Below are 16,011 nucleotides of genomic sequence, written 5' to 3' on the forward strand. Positions count from 1 at the left end.
TCAACAATCCATTTCTTTACACGGATCATGCCCCCAGTTTTTTAAGCTATATCTCCAATCAGACTCCTTAATATCGTTATAGGGCTTTTGTGCTTTGTGTCTCTTAATGTAGCTAATTACTTTGTTCATATGATCGTATTGATCATCAGATAGATTATCTTTTTTAGTGTTTTTAATATCAACGATCTTTTTACCGCTCTTATGTCCTTTTGATTCGCCATCCCCATCATCTTGTCCAACGCCTTTGGACTTATCCGTTTCTAACCACTCCTCTAATTCTTTAGGTTGCATATTTACTAAATTATAGAACTCATCGTATATTTCATCCATCGTTACTTTTTGACATGCTTTTTTATTTTTAAAGCTACTATGAGTTTAAGCAATGTATTCACTTCAAAAGGAAATCTTTTAACTTAAAAATGAAAAGGGATTGTTTATAAAAGCAATCCCTTTTCATTTTTATTTCGACGTATACTTATAGCTCCAAAGCTCGTTTTACATCGTTATTCATTAGTAACTCTTCCGGGTTTTCCAGAGCTTCTTTTACAGCCACTAAGAAACCTACGGATTCTTTACCGTCAATAATACGGTGGTCATAGGATAAGGCCACGTACATGATAGGGGCTACTACAATACCTCCGTCTCTTACAATTGGGCGTTCTACAATATTGTGCATTCCTAAAATAGCACTTTGTGGTGGATTGATAATAGGAGTAGATAACATACTTCCAAAAACACCTCCGTTAGTAATCGTAAAAGTACCTCCGGTCATTTCATCCACTGTAATTTGTCCTTCCCGGGCTCGAATTGCCAGTCGTTTTACTTCGGTTTCTACTCCTCTAAAGCTTAGATTTTCTGCATTTCTAATTACCGGAACCATTAAGCCTTTTGGCCCTGATACGGCAATGCTAATATCTTGAAAGTCATAAGAAATCATTTCTTTACCATCGATCATTGAATTTACCGCCGGAAATTCCTGTAATGCTTTTACGCAAGCTAAAGTAAAAAACGACATAAAGCCTAAGCTTACGCCATGGCGTTCTTTAAAGGTTTCTTTATATTTGGAACGTAAGTCAAATATCGGTTGCATGTCTACCTCGTTGAACGTAGTTAACATAGCCGTTTCGTTTTTTACTAAAACCAAACGTTCTGCAACTTTACGTCGGAGCATGGATAACTTCTTCCTAGACTCTCCTCTCCGTCCGGCGCCCGGAGTTCCCATAGAAGGCTTGGCTTTTATGGCATCTTCTTTGGTAATACGTCCGTCACGTCCGGTACCAGAAATTTGTGAAGCATCCATATCTTTTTCAGCAAGCACTTTTCGGGCAGCAGGAGAAGCTACTCCTTTTGCATAGGTATCTTGCTTTTGAACCGGGGTGGTAGGTTTAGAAGGTGTTTCAATTTTAGCTTCCGCTTTTTTACTATCACTGGTATTTTCGGTTTTATCTCGTTGCGCATCCACATCTTTAGCGGCATTCCCGCTTCCTCCTTCATCTCCCGCAGAAGAACTGTCCGGTGCTTTAGCTTCCGTATCAATAAGGCAAACTACCTGGCCTACCGCTACCGCATCCCCTTCTTCAGCTTTTAAGGTGATAATACCACTTGCTTCTGCTGGTAATTCTAGGGTTGCTTTATCACTATCTACTTCGGCAATTGCCTGGTCCTTGGTTACATAATCTCCATCCTCAACTAACCATTGTGCAATCTCTACTTCGGTTATCGATTCTCCCGGAGATGGGACTTTCATTTCTAAAGCCATAGTATTTATTCTTTGTTGATTGGTCTTAATTAAAGAAAAGACCTATTTTAAATTCAAATTTATTTATTCTTTTATTTCTTTTAATACTTCTTTTAATTGAAGATGTATATCTGGTATTACATCTGTACAAGTAGTATAAACCGTTTTGTAATCTATATTAAAATATCGATAAGTTCCGTTATCAGCAATTTCTATCATCTTTCCCCAAGGAACTTCAGAATATGTATTTCTTTCTTCTATACTTATACTTTTAGATGCTTCACCAATTACTTCTAAACTTCGAACTAATGCCTTCTGAAGTATTTTTTTATTATAAAATTCATCCTCAGAAAGATCTACTGTATGTTTTTCAATAAAAGCACATTCATCTTTTAGGTGACATAAAAAATTACTAACAGATTTCGACATATTCAACTTCTTTCAGTATTTGCGGTCCAATATATTTACTTAACCCGTTTTTAGTAACTATATCCGCTTTACTGGTAGTAAATAAATCTTCTACGAAATAACAAAAATCCATAAAGCTTCTAAAAGATTTGCTACCCATACTTTCGAAATCAATTAATAAATCAATATCACTTTCTTTCGTTTGTTGTTCTCTTACATAAGAGCCAAACAATCCTAATTCGGAAATACCAAATGCTTTGATTTGTTCTTTATGATCTAAAATTTTTGATATGACTTCTTGCTTGGATAACATCTCTATTTCTTTCTTCGCTTTTGATTGTCTTTTGACTTATCAAATACGTACGCTATTACTTCCTGATGCCTTCTTTTAAAACGGGTAGCACTCCCTGCTGCAGGTGCTCCATAAGAACGTCTGCTGGCGAACCTAAATCCTGAAGCTTTCTCATAGTTTAATAAAATATGACTTAAAGCCCCCATATTTCTGGGTTCTTCTTGTGCCCAAACCACTTCATCCGCTTTATATTTCTTAATAAGTGCATCCAGTTGTTTTACAGGTAATGGGAATAATTGTTCGATTCTAACAATGGCAACATCCTCCCTATTATCTTCTTCCTTTTTCTCTAATAAATCATAGTAAAACTTACCGGTACAGAATACTAAGGACTTTACTTTGGTTGCTTTTGCAACCGGATCATCAATCACGGTTTGAAAACTACCGTTTATCATATCCTCTACCGTAGACACTACTTTAGGATGCCTTAATAAACTTTTCGGTGTAAATACGATCAGGGGTTTGCGATAGGTAGCTTTCATTTGCCTACGCAATAAATGAAATAAGTTAGCAGGGGTAGTTACATCTGCAACAAACATATTATCTTTTGCACATAGTTGAAGATATCGTTCCATCCTCGCCGAAGAATGTTCTGCTCCCTGCCCTTCATACCCATGGGGTAATAACATAATTAGCCCGTTTTGTAATTTCCATTTATCTTCTGCGGAAGAAATATACTGATCAATTACAATTTGTGCTCCGTTACTAAAATCCCCGAACTGCGCTTCCCAAATCGTGAGCGTATCAGGACTTGCCATGGCATATCCGTAATCAAAGCCTACTACGCCATACTCCGAAAGTAAGGAATTATAAATATAAAAATCTCCCTGATCTTTTTGCAGTTGATTAAGAAGTACAATCTCTTCTTCGCTATCTTCCACTTTTATAACCGCATGCCGATGGGAAAAAGTACCTCGTTCTACATCCTGACCGGACATACGAACATCATATCCTTCTTGTAATAGAGAACCGTAAGCTAACAATTCACCCATGGCCCAATCCAGCTTATCTTCTTCAAAAAACATTTTATGACGCTGCTGAACCAATCGTTCTATCTTGCGTAAGAACTTTTTATCTTCCGGAAGTTTTGAAATTACTTTTGCAATTTTGGTTAATTTCTTTTTGTCATACGTAGTATCTACCGCCTCCATCATTTCATCTTCCTGCACCCTGGAAAAACCTTTCCACTCATCTTGCATAAAGGGAGTAATGACTACTTTTTCTTCTTTTCTGGAGTCTTCCAGCTCTTCTTCCAAAGAAGCCTTGTATTCTTTTTCAAGATTAGCTACATACCCTTTATCGATGATACCTTCTGCTATCAATTTCTCCGCATAAATATCCCGTGGGTTTTTATGCTTAGCAATAGCTTTATATAGTTTAGGTTGTGTAAATCTCGGTTCGTCACCTTCATTATGCCCGTATTTACGATAGCCTAACAAGTCAATAAATACGTCACGTTTAAAGTTCATCCGGAACTCCAATGCAAAATTTGCTGCATGTACGACGGCTTCCGCATCATCTGCATTTACATGTAAAACGGGGGAAAGCGTAACCTTTGCTACATCCGTACAATAGGTAGAGGATCTTGCATCCAGGTAATTAGTAGTAAACCCGATTTGGTTATTTACTACTATATGAATGGTACCCCCGGTTTTATATCCGTCCAGTTGCGCCATTTGCACTACTTCATAGACCAATCCCTGTCCGGCAATAGCCGCATCCCCATGTACTACGATAGGCAATACCTGAGAGGTATCTTCATTATAATGACGATCTTGTTTAGCCCTGGTAATCCCTTCTACAATCGCCCCTACGGTTTCCAGATGACTGGGATTAGGTGCAATATTCATATTGATGGCCTTTCCTTTATCAGATTCCCGTTTTGAAGTCCAACCTAAATGATATTTTACATCCCCGTCAAAAATAGTTTCCTGATAATCTTTACCGTCAAACTCGCTAAAGATATCTTTTGCACTTTTACCAAATATATTAGTCAAGGTACTAAGACGACCCCGGTGTGCCATCCCCATTACAAACTCCTTAACTCCGATATCGGCAGCTTTTTCAACTAGGGCATCGAGGGCAGGTATTAAAGACTCTCCCCCTTCTAATGAAAATCGTTTTTGACCTACATATTTAGTATGTAAGAAGCTTTCAAAAGAAACCGCCTGGTTTAATTTTTTAAGAATATGCTTTTTTTCTTCCGTAGAAAACTGAAACTGTGCTTTATTAAAATTAATACGCTTTTGTATCCACTCCCGCTCTTCCGGATTACGGATAAACATATATTCGATTCCGATAGCACCACAATAAACCATTTCCAGGTGATCTATAATTTCCTGAAGTGACGACTTACCGATGGCAATAATTTCACCAGCATTAAACTGTGTTGAAAGGTCAGATGCCGATAACCCGAAGTTCTCAATAGCTAATGTAGGTAAATATGACCTACGCTCTCTTACCGGGTTGGTTTTAGTAAACAAATGACCCCGGGTGCGATACGCATCAATTAATTGTATTACCTGAAATTCTTTTTGAACATTATCCGGTACTTTGACCGAAGTTGTTCCTTCTCTTTCTATATAAACGACTTCCCCTGATTCTTCGGTATTTTCTTGTCCGAAATCAAACCCTTGAAAAAAAGCCCTCCAACTGGGCTCTACACTATCGGGGCTTTCTAGATATTTCTCGTATAAATCTGCAAAAAATGCGGTATGAGCCGCATTCAAAAATGAATAGTTATCCATAAGTAAGTATTCGATTGCCTTTTACCTGACAAATCTCAACAAAAATACAATAATAAGGATAAATTGATAACTGAAAATATGATATTTATTTATGCCTTTTGTTAAGGGTATTCTAATATAAATTAAACTATAATACAAACTTCTCAAATTTTAAGATTTTTATAACGTAATTACGTTACGGTAATCACATAAAATTAATATTTAATTTTCTTAAAAAAGACTTAAAAATTTGGCTAAAGCTTTATAAACCACTAATTTCGATCAACCCTAAAATAAATAAACATGAAAAAATTATTGATTTCTTTTAGTATTTTATTAGCACTTTATGCTTGTGGAACCTCAAAGAAAACCGCACAAAATTCAACAAATGTTTCTAAATCTATACCCCTTGAAACTGAGTTAACCACCGAAGAAGAAATTGCCGAAAGAAAACTAGCAGAATCATTACAACTAAGTGTAATGGTGAATACTATTATTGAGAAAAATACTAGTAGTAAAGCTTCTCAAATTGCCAGATCTCCGGTGACCCAAACTGAATCCGGTTATACCTGGAAATTCACGAATGTTTCTACTGGTAAAAGTTACAAAGTTCAAACCAATGAAAAGTTTGAAGAAGTTGAGATATCTAAACTTTCTACTCCGTAAAAAATTATCTTTACACTTTACGATCCATAAGATCACGACCAAAGTTGTATAGCATCTCTTTTTTATCTTTTGAAATGCTGATCGTGTCTAAAATAGAAAAAGCTTTATCCGTATAGTTTTCAATAGCTGTGCGGGTAACTTTATCAGCTTCTGTTTCTTGATAAAGTGAGGATACCTTTCGGACTTTTTCAACTGGCGAAAGTAAATTTTCAGTAGAAAAATAGTGAAGTAACTCTGCTTTCTGTTCGGTGGTACTATTTTGTATGGCACTAAGGTACAAGTAGGTTTTTTTATTCTCGATAATATCGCCACCCACTTGTTTTCCAAAGGTTTTAGGATCACCAAAAGTATCTAAGTAATCGTCCTGTAGTTGAAAAGCTATACCTAAATACCTGCCGAAATTATAGACGGCTTCCTGATTTTGGTTCGAACTACCCGCCACTAAAGCTCCCATCTGCATGGCTGCCCCTACTAGAACGGCAGTTTTATACTCAATCATATGCAGATAGTCTTCAATAGCGACTTCTTTTTGATCTTCAAAATCCATGTCCAACTGTTGCCCTTCACAAACCTCTAATGCTGTTTTAGAAAATAAACTTACCAGTTTTAAAAATATATCAGAATCATACACTTCAAAAAAGCGATAAGATTCTATTAACATCGAATCTCCGGATAAAATACCCGTATTTACATTCCATTTTTTATGTACGGTAGGTTTTCCTCTACGTAAAGGTGCCGCATCCATTATATCATCATGGATTAAGGAAAAATTATGAAATAATTCAATGGCTAATGCAGCAGGTAACGCCTGTTTATAAGCACCTCCGAAGATTTCAGTGGTTAATAGAGTTAGTACGGGGCGTAAACGTTTTCCTCCTAACTGAAGGATATAGGATATGGGTTCGTATAAAGTAGTAGGGGATTTGGGTTGAATGTTATCCTTTAAAAAGTCAGAAAAGAATTTGTGGTATTCAGGTAAAGTATGCACTTTTTTTAGCGAAGTTACATTTTTTTTGAAAATGTATACCGCTGACTTTCTATTCTACTTTTTGATAATATTGTTTCTTTCCTTCACATTTTACCTCGCCCCAATTGAATTAATAAGGTTTTTTTCTTTATTATAGATTATACTTAGAGCATGTTTAAATAAGATTCTTATAAATTACCTTATTCTATTGAGAATGATTTGACAATTCTGCCATAATACCCAAGATTCTTGACTTTCCTTCGTTTTTTCATAGTCTTTATCGAGTCTTCTGAAGAAGTTGAAGATACCGAAAGTCCTTTCAGTTACCCATCTCCACTTCAAGGGAACAAAACCTTTTGTGGATGGGGGAGTTGATGATATCTTTACCTCAAGTCCAATTACATTTTCTTCAGCCCACCTCTTAAATATTGTTTTGTAGGCATGATCAGCTACTATTTTTTCCATCCTATCCAGGTACCCTAATAAAGGTTCCACAACTTTGTTGGCTACTACCCCATCAGCTTCATTGGCAGCCCCTACAACAACCCCCCAAACTAAACCTAACGTATCAGTAATTACGTGACGTTTACGGCCATTTACCTTTTTATTACCGTCAACCCCTTTTGACATACTTGTAAAAGGACCGGACTTTATGGATTGACTATCAATGGATAACAAGCTAGGTGTTGGTTCTTTCCCTTGTCGGTTCCGCTCCATTTTGTTAAGCTCAATATTTAATCTCTCTTGTGTCCCATCTTTTTGCCATTTGCGAAAGTAATAGTATACACTTTGCCATTTTGGAAAACTATCCGGGAGGTTACGCCACTGAGTACCTGTACGGAGTTGCCATAAAATAGCGTCTACAATATCCCGTAGTTTATAATGCCCCCGGGTTTTCTTAGGTAAAAATAATTCCATATATTCCCATTGCTGGGTAGTTAATCTGTTATATTTAGATTGCATAAACATTGTTGTTTTAGTCAACTACAAAGTTTAGACTATCCAGCTTTTTAACAAAAAAATTATCCGAAAATTTAGTTTAAACATGCTCTTAAAGCCAAGGAACTATAAAATGAAATTTGTTGTTCACTTTTTACACTTTCTAAAAATGAAGGAACAAAATAAAAGTTAAAGAGATTGAGACCCCAAAGGTTTTGAAAACCTTTGGGGTTTCTTTGGTTCGATATTATTTCTAGCTTTCCACAACGTATTTATTCTAATACTTATTGAATTAGAATAAGTACAATTCTCTCTAATAAGACAAGGCTATTTTTGTATTTCTATTCAACACCAACTATTAAACAATTTTACACACGTGTTTTTAATATAAAAATAAATACGTATTTTTAATTAAAAGAAAGTAAATGAACACCAAGTTAACCTTAACTATTGAAAAAGAAGTTATTGAAGTAGCAAAAAAATATGCAAAAGCAAAAGGTCAAAGCCTATCGGAGATGGTGGAGAATTACTTTAAGTTTGTTGCTGTAGATCGGATAAAAGTAAAAGAAAACAGACTTTCACCAAAAGTTAGGAAGCTAAGGGGGATTATAAAAACAGATGAAAATTTTGACTATAAAAAAGTTTTAACCGAAGAACTTTCAAAAAAATATGGCGTTTAAACTTTTTGTTGATTCGGACGTGGTCATCGATTTTTTTTCAGATAGACAACCCTATGCAAATCCCGCTAGTGAACTTTTTGAACTTAGCGAACAAGGATATCTAACCTTATACATATCAGCTATCAGTATCAGTAACGTATACTACATTATAAGAAAGTTTCTAGGTCATAAGAAAACGCTGGAGATTGTAGAGATACTAACGGAAATAACTGAAATTATTGGAACCACAAAGAATGAAATTGTACAAGCACTTACTAATAATTTTTCAGACTTTGAAGATTCTATTCAATATTCATCTGCCTTAAACATAAAAAACTTAGATGCAATTATTACCAGAAATGTAAAAGATTATCGAAATTCTTCTATTGCTGTCATGACACCTTTAAATTTCCTAAACATGAGAGAACAAAATAAAAGTTAAAAAGGTTAACATAAGTTATAAATGAATATTTATCAGAAAACTAGCATCTGATTCTAAACTTTTAAGCATCTCAATTTTTGGAGAGTGGAGACCCCAAAGGTTTTGAAAACCTTAGGGGTCTTTTACGATTACACCCTGTAAATTCTCTCATTTTCCCATTTCCATCATTTTTTCAAGGAAAGGGATTTCTAAACTACATGAATTAATTCGTGTCCCTTGTAATAAACAAGTCCGATATAAAAAGATTCCGTAATAATTCTATTTAACAACATAGTATATGCCAATGCCTTAAACATCTATTGATTCGAGAAAGTCTTACTTAGATTAACTTCAATCCTTAGAATTGTTAAAGTAATGCAAAACTTAGGAAACTTTAATTGTTTTTAAAGTTTCCTATTTATTTTTGAAGCATGTTTACTTGATGTATGAGAGAAAAGATTATTGAAAAGGCTAATGACTTGTTTTTAAATTTTGGATTTAAAAGTATTACCATGGATGACCTTGCTTCGGAAATGGGTATTTCTAAAAAAACCATTTATACGCATTTTCAAAATAAAACAAAATTGGTGGAAGCTACTACAGATCATACTTTTTGCGCTATTCGTACCGGTATTGATACTATTTTAGAAGAAAAACGAGAACCTATTGAAGAGTTGTTTACCATCAAAGCTTTTGTAATAAACCACCTTAAAAATGAAAAAGCTTCTCCTCAATATCAGTTACAAAAGTATTATCCGAAGATTTACGCTACGCTAAAAAAAAAGCAGTTTGAAGTAATGCAGGATTGTGTAATAGAAAATTTAAACCGGGGTATTGCTAACGGCGTATTTTTAAAACATATAAATATTGAATTTATATCCCGAATCTATTTTATGGGAATGAATAGTATCAAAGACCAGGATATGTTTCCAAATAAACAATTTGAAGTTGCTGAATTGCAACAAAATTACCTGGAATACCATATCAGGGGAATTGCAACCAATAAAGGATTACAAATATTAGACAACCTATTAAAAACATTCAGATGATAAAACATGCTTACGTTTTATTGTGTTTTTGCAGCTTTTTCACCTTTTCCGGTTACGGACAAGATGATAGAAAGCCAGTATCCGCACAATATTCGTTTACCCTTGATCAGGCTATTACTTTTGCCCTGGAAAACAGTTACCAGGCAATTAATGCTAGACGCGAGGTTGCCAAAGCCCTAGAACGCAAATGGGAAGCTACTGCTTCCGGATTGCCACAGATAGGTATTGATGCTAATTATCAAAACCAATTAAAACAACCGGTTACTTTAATCCCAGCGGAATTTACAGGAGGACAACCAGGAACTTTTGTACCTGTAATATTTGGTACGCAACATAATGCTTCTGCAACTGCAACGTTAAGTCAATTATTATTTGACGGTTCATACCTGGTAGGTATCGAGGCAGCTAAGAGTTTTTTACAATACGCTAACGATACGGAAGAAAAAACCCGGTTACAGGTTCGAGAAAGTGTCATCAATGCTTATGGTAGTGTTTTAGTAGCTCAACAAAGTGTTGCCATTCTGGAAAGTAACGTGGCTACTCTAGAAAAAAATTATAGGGAAACCAAAATTATTTTTGAAAACGGCCTAGCTGAAGAAGAAGATGTAGAACAATTGCAGGTGACGCTTTTACAAATTAAAAATCAACTTAATAATACGCAACGCCTCACCCGTATTGCTAAAGAAATGTTTAACCTTACGATTGGAGTAGATGTCAATGCTAATACTACGTTAACTGAAAGTCTGGATCAGTTATCATCTGCCTACACAGACCTGAACGTCTTAACCCAAAATTTTACCATTGAAAATAACATTGATTATCGTTTGGGTTATTTGCTAACTGAGCAAAGAAGGTTAGAATTAAAATTGGAACGTAGTAAAGCTTTACCTTCTCTGGGTGCTTTCATTAATTACGGTACTTCCGCTTTTAGTAATGAATTTACTATTTTCGATAGTAGCCAACCTTGGTTTCAATCCTCTATTTTGGGAGTAAATTTATCAATTCCTGTATTTAGTTCTTTTAAACGCAGGGCTAAAACCAGACAAGCCCGGATTGCTTTTGAACAAGCAAACACTTCGTTTGAAGAAATACAGCAACAACTTAAACTTCAATATGATTCCAAGCTAAGTGATTACCAACTTTCTCTAGAAAATTACGAAATATTAAAACAAAACCTGGCACTTGCTAAGCGTATTGAGAATAAAAATCAAATTAAATACGAGCAGGGTTTAGCAACCAGTTTTGAACTTCGCCAGGCGCAACTTCAATTATATTCAGCACAACAAGAAATTTTACAATCCATGTTAGCTATCGTCAATAATAAAGCACAATTAGAAACTATCCTTAACATTCCTGAAAATCAATAAAAATGAAAACATATTTATCCATCTTAACCGCATTTTTTCTGATTCTTTCTTCATGCGGGTCTGAAAACGGCACTTCTATCGAAGACGCTATTGAGAACGGTGACCTGGTCGCTATAAGAGCCAAACGAAAAGAAGTCATTGCACAACAACGAGAAGCTACTGAAAACTTAAAACAACTGGACAATGCCATTGCAAAATTGGATAGTGTTCAGAAACTTCCGTTAGTCACCACTATTAAAGTAAAAGACACCTTGTTTAATCATTACCTGGAATTACAGGGGAATGTAGAAACTAAGAAAAACATTGTACTCTACCCGGAATTTTCAGGCACCTTAACCAAGGTGTATGTAAAAGAAGGTCAACGTGTACGAAGGGGCCAGTTATTAGCCCGTGTGGATGACGGAGGGTTAAGTCAACAATTAGCACAAATGGAGGTACAGGAAGCTTTGGCTAAAACTACTTACGAACGTCAGCAGAAATTATGGGAACAAAAAATCGGATCAGAAATTCAGTTTTTACAGGCTAAAACCAATTATGAAGCACAGCAAAATGCCATTGCCCAGATGAAACAACAATTAGGAAAAAGTACTATTAACGCTCCTTTCTCTGGGATTGTAGATGATGTTATTGCCGAACAGGGAAGTGTGGTTGCAGCCGGGCAAACCCCCGTTTTACGGATTGTAAACCTGGATAATATGTACATTCAAACCGAAGTACCTGAAAGCTATATTAAAAATGTGACGGTGGGTAAAGAAGCTAAAATTTATTTCCCGATACTGGACACTACGATTACTACAAAAATCCGCCAGGTAGGAAATTATATTAATCCTAATAACCGTTCTTTTACAGTTGAAGTGGATATCCCCAACCGTAATGGAGAAATTAAACCGAATTTAACAGCAAGGGTAATGATTAACGATTACACCAGTAAAAAAGCGGTTCTGGTACCTCAAAGTATTTTATCTGAAAATGCAAAAGGTGAACAATATACCTATATTACAAAGAGTACCGGTAAAGCAAACATTGCTGAAGCACAAAGGGTGATTGTAAAAACCGGAAAAACGCAAGGAGATATCATTGAAATCATTGAAGGTATACAACCCGGAGATGAAGTGATTAGTGAGGGTGCTCGTAGTGTTAAAGACGGGCAACAAGTAGAAATTATAAAGGATGTGATATGAGCAAGAAGAAAAAGAACGTAGATAAAGAATTTTTTCTTTCATCGTGGGCGATTGATAACAGCACTACGGTTTATGTAATGATTGCTATTTTCCTGGTACTCGGATTATCCGCTTACTTTGCCATGCCACGGGAAAATTTTCCAGAAATCAATGAGACCAAAATTTATATCAGTGCTCCTTATCCCGGTAATACTTCAGAAGATATTGAACGGCTAATTGTTGATCCTTTAGAAGATCGTTTAAAAAACGTAAGTAATGTGGTAGAAGTATTATCCACTTCGCAGGAAGATTACGCAATAATAACCGTAGAATTCGACGATAAAATCAGCATTCCGGAAGCTAAGCAAAAAGTAAAAGATGAAGTGGATGCGGAGACGGCTAACGAAGATTGGCCTGTATTTAACGGTGCTAAGGTAGAACCTAATGTTTTTGACCTAAGTATTTCTGAAGAAACCCCAATCCTCAATATTAATATTACCGGAAATTACCCGGTTGAAAAATTAAAGGAATATGGGGAATACCTGGAAGATGAGATTGAAGACCTTGTTGAAATTAAAAAAGTAGATATTCGTGGCGCACAGGAAAAAGAAGTAGAAGTTGCCGTGGACATTTATAAAATGATGGCGGCTAAAGTAAGCTTTGATGACGTGCTTAATACCATTAGGAACGGTAACGTCACCATGTCTGCCGGCAATATGATCACCAGTGGGCAACGCCGTACCATCCGTATTGACGGAGAAATTCAGCAACCTTCGCAATTAGAAGACTTCGTAGTAAAGTCACAGGACGGAGCGGTGTATTTAAAAGATATTGCCGAAGTTTCTTTTGAAGAAGAAGATAAAACCACCTACGCCCGTGAGTTTGGGGAGAATGTGGTGATGCTTGAAGTTAAAAAACGATCGGGTAAAAATATGGTGGAAGCCGTTGAAAAAATTGATGAAATTTTAGCAGATGCTAAAGAGAATGTATTTCCAAGCAATCTTCAAGTTTCTAAGGCTAATGACCAATCGGCTAAAACTATTAATCAGGTAGATGACCTGGTTAATAATATCATTTTTGGGATTATCCTGGTGGTAGGCGTATTGATGTTCTTTTTAGGGTTTAGAAATGCTTTATTTGTTGGTTTTGCCATCCCGATGTCCATGTTTATGTCCTTTATGATCTTATCTGCATTGGGATATACTATGAATACTATGATCCTTTTTGCTTTAATTATGGGATTAGGGATGTTAGTTGACAATGGTATTGTGGTGGTAGAAAACGTCTATCGTTTAATGGATGAAGAAGGAATGTCAAGGATTGAAGCTGCCAAAAAAGGAATTGGAGAAATTGCTTTTCCTATTATCATTTCGACAGCAACCACGGTGGCTGCTTTTGTTCCGTTAGGGATGTGGCCTGGTGTGATGGGAGAATTTATGATCTATTTCCCCATTACTTTATCCGTAGTACTGGGATCATCCCTATTTGTTGCCATTTTTATGAATTCCATGCTGGTTTCCCGGTTTATGAGTGTTGAAGAGAAAGAACTTAGTGTGAAACAGCTCATTCGGCTAAGTGCTATTTTGGGAGGCCTGGGTATTTTTATATTATTAGTTGGCGGCCCGGTTCGGGGACTGGGATCTTTATTGATTTTTACAGCGATTATGTTTTGGGTATATAAATACGTATTAAAGAAAGGTGCTACTGTTTTTCAACGAAAGTTTTTAGTTTGGTTGGAAAATAAATACCAGGGGTTCCTACATTTTGCATTGAGTAAGTGGAGACCGTATGCCTTTATCATCGGAAATTTTGTGCTGTTATTTGTGGTTTTTGGTATGTTTGGTGCTTCCGTAGGTAGCCAGAATACAAAAGTGGAATTCTTTCCGGATAATAAACCTAACCAAATCATGGTGTATATTGAATATCCACAGGGTACGGATATTGACAAAACCAATAGTATCACAAAAGCCATTGAAAACCGGGTTTATGATGTCTTAAATAATAATGATTATACGGAAAGCGACGGGTATAATTTCCTGGTTGAATCTGCGGTATCACAGGTAGGAGAAGGCGCCGGTAACCCACAAACGGATGGGGGCAGTAATGCGGAAATGCCACATCGGGCAAAGATTACCGCTACTATGAGAGAATATAAATACCGACAGGGAAAAGACTCTGAAGTACTCCGACAAAAAGTACAGGATGCCTTAAAAGGTATTTACCCCGGAGTAGCAATTTCAGTAGAAAAAGATCCGGTGGGTCCTCCTATTGGGTATCCGGTTAATATCGAACTGGAAGGTCAGGACTACGAAGAATTGATCATCACCGCTGAGAAAATGCGAAATTTTATTGCCAGTAAAAACATTCCGGGAATTGAAGAATTGAAAATCGATGTAAATAAAGGGAAACCTGGAATGCAGGTGGTTGTAGATCGAGAAAAAGCTGGAGAACTGGGGGTTGCCGCCGGACAGGTTGGAAATCAGTTAAGAAGATCTATTTTTGGTGAAAAAGCAGGAATTTATAAGAAAGACGGAGAAGATTATGATATATACGTTCGTTTTAACGAAGCTAATCGATATAATACCAGTGCTTTATTTAATCAAAATATTATTTTTAGAGATCCTGCTACCGGACGTTTAAAAGAAATTCCGGTTTCAGCGGTAGCTTCAGAAAGTAATACTTCTTCTTTTAGTGCTATTAAACATCGGGATGGAAAAAGAGTGGTTACCGTATATTCAGGCCTACAACCCGGGTATACTGATGCAGGTGCTGTAGTTGCACAAGTACAGGATGTAATGCTAAGTTTTAATGATATTCCTAAAGGAGTAGAGGTTAATTATACCGGTCAGATTGAAGAACAAGGTAAACAAATGTCCTTTTTAATGGGGGCGTTCTTTTCAGGTTTAGGCTTGATTATGTTGATTTTAGTTTTTCAGTTTGGTTCTATATCCAAACCTTCGATTATTATGATTGCTATCTTTTTAAGTTTTATAGGTGTATTTGGAGGTATTATCCTTACCGGGTCTTCTTTTGTGATTATGATGACCATGATGGGAATTATATCGCTTGCCGGAATCGTTGTAAATAACGGGGTGGTCCTTTTAGATTACACGCAATTATTAATTGACCGAAAGAAAGTGGAATTAGACCTGAACGATGATGAAGTCCTATCTAACGAAGAAGTTCGGAAATTGATTATACAAGGAGGTAGGGCGCGTTTACGTCCGGTTATTTTAACTGCGATTACTACCGTACTAGGTTTGATTCCGTTAGCCATTGGTTTAAATATTGATTTCTTTTCGTTGTTCGGAAGTTTAGACCCTAAAATTTATATGGGTGGAGACAACGTGATTTTCTGGGGACCTCTGGCTTGGACCGTAATCTACGGTTTGATTATCGCTACGTTTTTAACCTTGATTATTGTGCCTTGCTTGTTCTATACCGTAAACCGTTTTAAGGTTTGGATTAAAAAGAAAAGATCGAGTAAAGCTGTCGAAGTTGTGGGTGAAACAGCAACTGTATAATAGGTTTGTATCAATAGGATCATTTGTACGTATAT

General features: G+C 36.2%; 14 protein-coding genes. 7 read left to right on the forward strand and 7 right to left on the reverse strand.

All coding sequences use genetic code 11. The annotated features are described in order from the left end of the window. From NBT05_RS02205 to NBT05_RS02225, 5 genes are all read right to left on the reverse strand, one after another. On the reverse strand, positions 1-330 hold the full coding sequence (locus tag NBT05_RS02205) for a DUF3140 domain-containing protein (protein ID WP_265771792.1): 330 nt from the start codon (positions 328-330) through the stop codon (positions 1-3). 145 nt (positions 331-475) lie between these two features. Next, the gene (gene odhB, locus NBT05_RS02210) at positions 476-1,759 is read right to left on the reverse strand and encodes a 2-oxoglutarate dehydrogenase complex dihydrolipoyllysine-residue succinyltransferase (RefSeq protein ID WP_265771793.1); all 1,284 of its coding nucleotides are present in this window, start codon (positions 1,757-1,759) and stop codon (positions 476-478) included. 63 nt (positions 1,760-1,822) lie between these two features. Then, a complete protein-coding gene (locus NBT05_RS02215) occupies positions 1,823-2,167 on the reverse strand; it encodes a DUF86 domain-containing protein (protein ID WP_265771794.1) in 345 nt (114 codons plus the stop codon). Continuing rightward, positions 2,151-2,459: a nucleotidyltransferase family protein gene (locus NBT05_RS02220; RefSeq protein WP_265771795.1), complete on the reverse strand. Its 309-nt coding sequence runs from the start codon at positions 2,457-2,459 to the stop codon at positions 2,151-2,153. The genes NBT05_RS02215 and NBT05_RS02220 overlap by 17 nt, the downstream gene beginning before the upstream one ends. Before the next feature lie 2 nt (positions 2,460-2,461). Then, on the reverse strand, positions 2,462-5,245 hold the full coding sequence (locus tag NBT05_RS02225; protein WP_265771796.1) for a 2-oxoglutarate dehydrogenase E1 component: 2,784 nt from the start codon (positions 5,243-5,245) through the stop codon (positions 2,462-2,464). 282 nt (positions 5,246-5,527) lie between these two features. Between NBT05_RS02225 and NBT05_RS02230 the strand changes: the two genes are divergently transcribed. Next, the gene (locus NBT05_RS02230; protein ID WP_265771797.1) at positions 5,528-5,890 is read left to right on the forward strand and encodes a hypothetical protein; all 363 of its coding nucleotides are present in this window, start codon (positions 5,528-5,530) and stop codon (positions 5,888-5,890) included. A gap of 10 nt (positions 5,891-5,900) precedes the next feature. Here NBT05_RS02230 and NBT05_RS02235 read toward each other — a convergent pair whose 3' ends face one another. Beyond that, on the reverse strand, positions 5,901-6,878 hold the full coding sequence (locus NBT05_RS02235; protein ID WP_265771798.1) for a polyprenyl synthetase family protein: 978 nt from the start codon (positions 6,876-6,878) through the stop codon (positions 5,901-5,903). A 174-nt stretch (positions 6,879-7,052) separates the two neighbouring features. Beyond that, a complete protein-coding gene (locus NBT05_RS02240; RefSeq protein ID WP_265770084.1) occupies positions 7,053-7,820 on the reverse strand; it encodes an IS5 family transposase in 768 nt (255 codons plus the stop codon). Positions 7,821-8,221: 401 nt separating this feature from the next. Between NBT05_RS02240 and NBT05_RS02245 the strand changes: the two genes are divergently transcribed. The 6 genes from NBT05_RS02245 to NBT05_RS02270 all read left to right on the forward strand — a co-directional run bounded on the left by NBT05_RS02245 (position 8,222) and on the right by NBT05_RS02270 (position 15,976). After that, entirely contained in the window at positions 8,222-8,476 is a 255-nt protein-coding gene (locus NBT05_RS02245) for a DUF6364 family protein (protein ID WP_265771799.1), read from the forward strand. Continuing rightward, positions 8,466-8,897: a type II toxin-antitoxin system VapC family toxin gene (locus NBT05_RS02250; protein ID WP_265771800.1), complete on the forward strand. Its 432-nt coding sequence runs from the start codon at positions 8,466-8,468 to the stop codon at positions 8,895-8,897. The genes NBT05_RS02245 and NBT05_RS02250 overlap by 11 nt, the downstream gene beginning before the upstream one ends. 425 nt (positions 8,898-9,322) lie before the next feature. Next, positions 9,323-9,925, forward strand: a complete 603-nt coding sequence (locus NBT05_RS02255; protein ID WP_265771801.1) for a TetR/AcrR family transcriptional regulator — start codon at positions 9,323-9,325, stop codon at positions 9,923-9,925. Further along, on the forward strand, positions 9,922-11,292 hold the full coding sequence (locus NBT05_RS02260; protein WP_265771802.1) for a TolC family protein: 1,371 nt from the start codon (positions 9,922-9,924) through the stop codon (positions 11,290-11,292). Before NBT05_RS02255 ends, NBT05_RS02260 begins: the two co-directional genes overlap by 4 nt. Positions 11,293-11,294: 2 nt before the next feature. Continuing rightward, the gene (locus NBT05_RS02265; protein ID WP_265771803.1) at positions 11,295-12,473 is read left to right on the forward strand and encodes an efflux RND transporter periplasmic adaptor subunit; all 1,179 of its coding nucleotides are present in this window, start codon (positions 11,295-11,297) and stop codon (positions 12,471-12,473) included. Continuing rightward, on the forward strand, positions 12,470-15,976 hold the full coding sequence (locus tag NBT05_RS02270) for an efflux RND transporter permease subunit (RefSeq protein ID WP_265771804.1): 3,507 nt from the start codon (positions 12,470-12,472) through the stop codon (positions 15,974-15,976). The genes NBT05_RS02265 and NBT05_RS02270 overlap by 4 nt, the downstream gene beginning before the upstream one ends. The last annotated feature ends 35 nt before the right edge of the window (positions 15,977-16,011 follow it).

It is taken from the genome of Aquimarina sp. ERC-38 (assembly GCF_026222555.1).
In the GTDB taxonomy this organism is placed as follows: Bacteria; Bacteroidota; Bacteroidia; order Flavobacteriales; family Flavobacteriaceae; genus Aquimarina.

What these genes read in the sequence shown, in the direction of transcription:
- NBT05_RS02205 (WP_265771792.1), bottom strand. Translation starts at nt 330, where the DNA reads ATGGATGAAATATACGATGAGTTCTATAATTTAGTAAATATGCAACCT.
- odhB (WP_265771793.1), bottom strand. Translation starts at nt 1,759, where the DNA reads ATGGCTTTAGAAATGAAAGTCCCATCTCCGGGAGAATCGATAACCGAA.
- NBT05_RS02215 (WP_265771794.1), bottom strand. Translation starts at nt 2,167, where the DNA reads ATGTCGAAATCTGTTAGTAATTTTTTATGTCACCTAAAAGATGAATGT.
- NBT05_RS02220 (WP_265771795.1), bottom strand. Translation starts at nt 2,459, where the DNA reads ATGTTATCCAAGCAAGAAGTCATATCAAAAATTTTAGATCATAAAGAA.
- NBT05_RS02225 (WP_265771796.1), bottom strand. Translation starts at nt 5,245, where the DNA reads ATGGATAACTATTCATTTTTGAATGCGGCTCATACCGCATTTTTTGCA.
- NBT05_RS02230 (WP_265771797.1), top strand. Translation starts at nt 5,528, where the DNA reads ATGAAAAAATTATTGATTTCTTTTAGTATTTTATTAGCACTTTATGCT.
- NBT05_RS02240 (WP_265770084.1), bottom strand. Translation starts at nt 7,820, where the DNA reads ATGCAATCTAAATATAACAGATTAACTACCCAGCAATGGGAATATATG.
- NBT05_RS02245 (WP_265771799.1), top strand. Translation starts at nt 8,222, where the DNA reads ATGAACACCAAGTTAACCTTAACTATTGAAAAAGAAGTTATTGAAGTA.
- NBT05_RS02250 (WP_265771800.1), top strand. Translation starts at nt 8,466, where the DNA reads ATGGCGTTTAAACTTTTTGTTGATTCGGACGTGGTCATCGATTTTTTT.
- NBT05_RS02255 (WP_265771801.1), top strand. Translation starts at nt 9,323, where the DNA reads ATGAGAGAAAAGATTATTGAAAAGGCTAATGACTTGTTTTTAAATTTT.
- NBT05_RS02260 (WP_265771802.1), top strand. Translation starts at nt 9,922, where the DNA reads ATGATAAAACATGCTTACGTTTTATTGTGTTTTTGCAGCTTTTTCACC.
- NBT05_RS02265 (WP_265771803.1), top strand. Translation starts at nt 11,295, where the DNA reads ATGAAAACATATTTATCCATCTTAACCGCATTTTTTCTGATTCTTTCT.
- NBT05_RS02270 (WP_265771804.1), top strand. Translation starts at nt 12,470, where the DNA reads ATGAGCAAGAAGAAAAAGAACGTAGATAAAGAATTTTTTCTTTCATCG.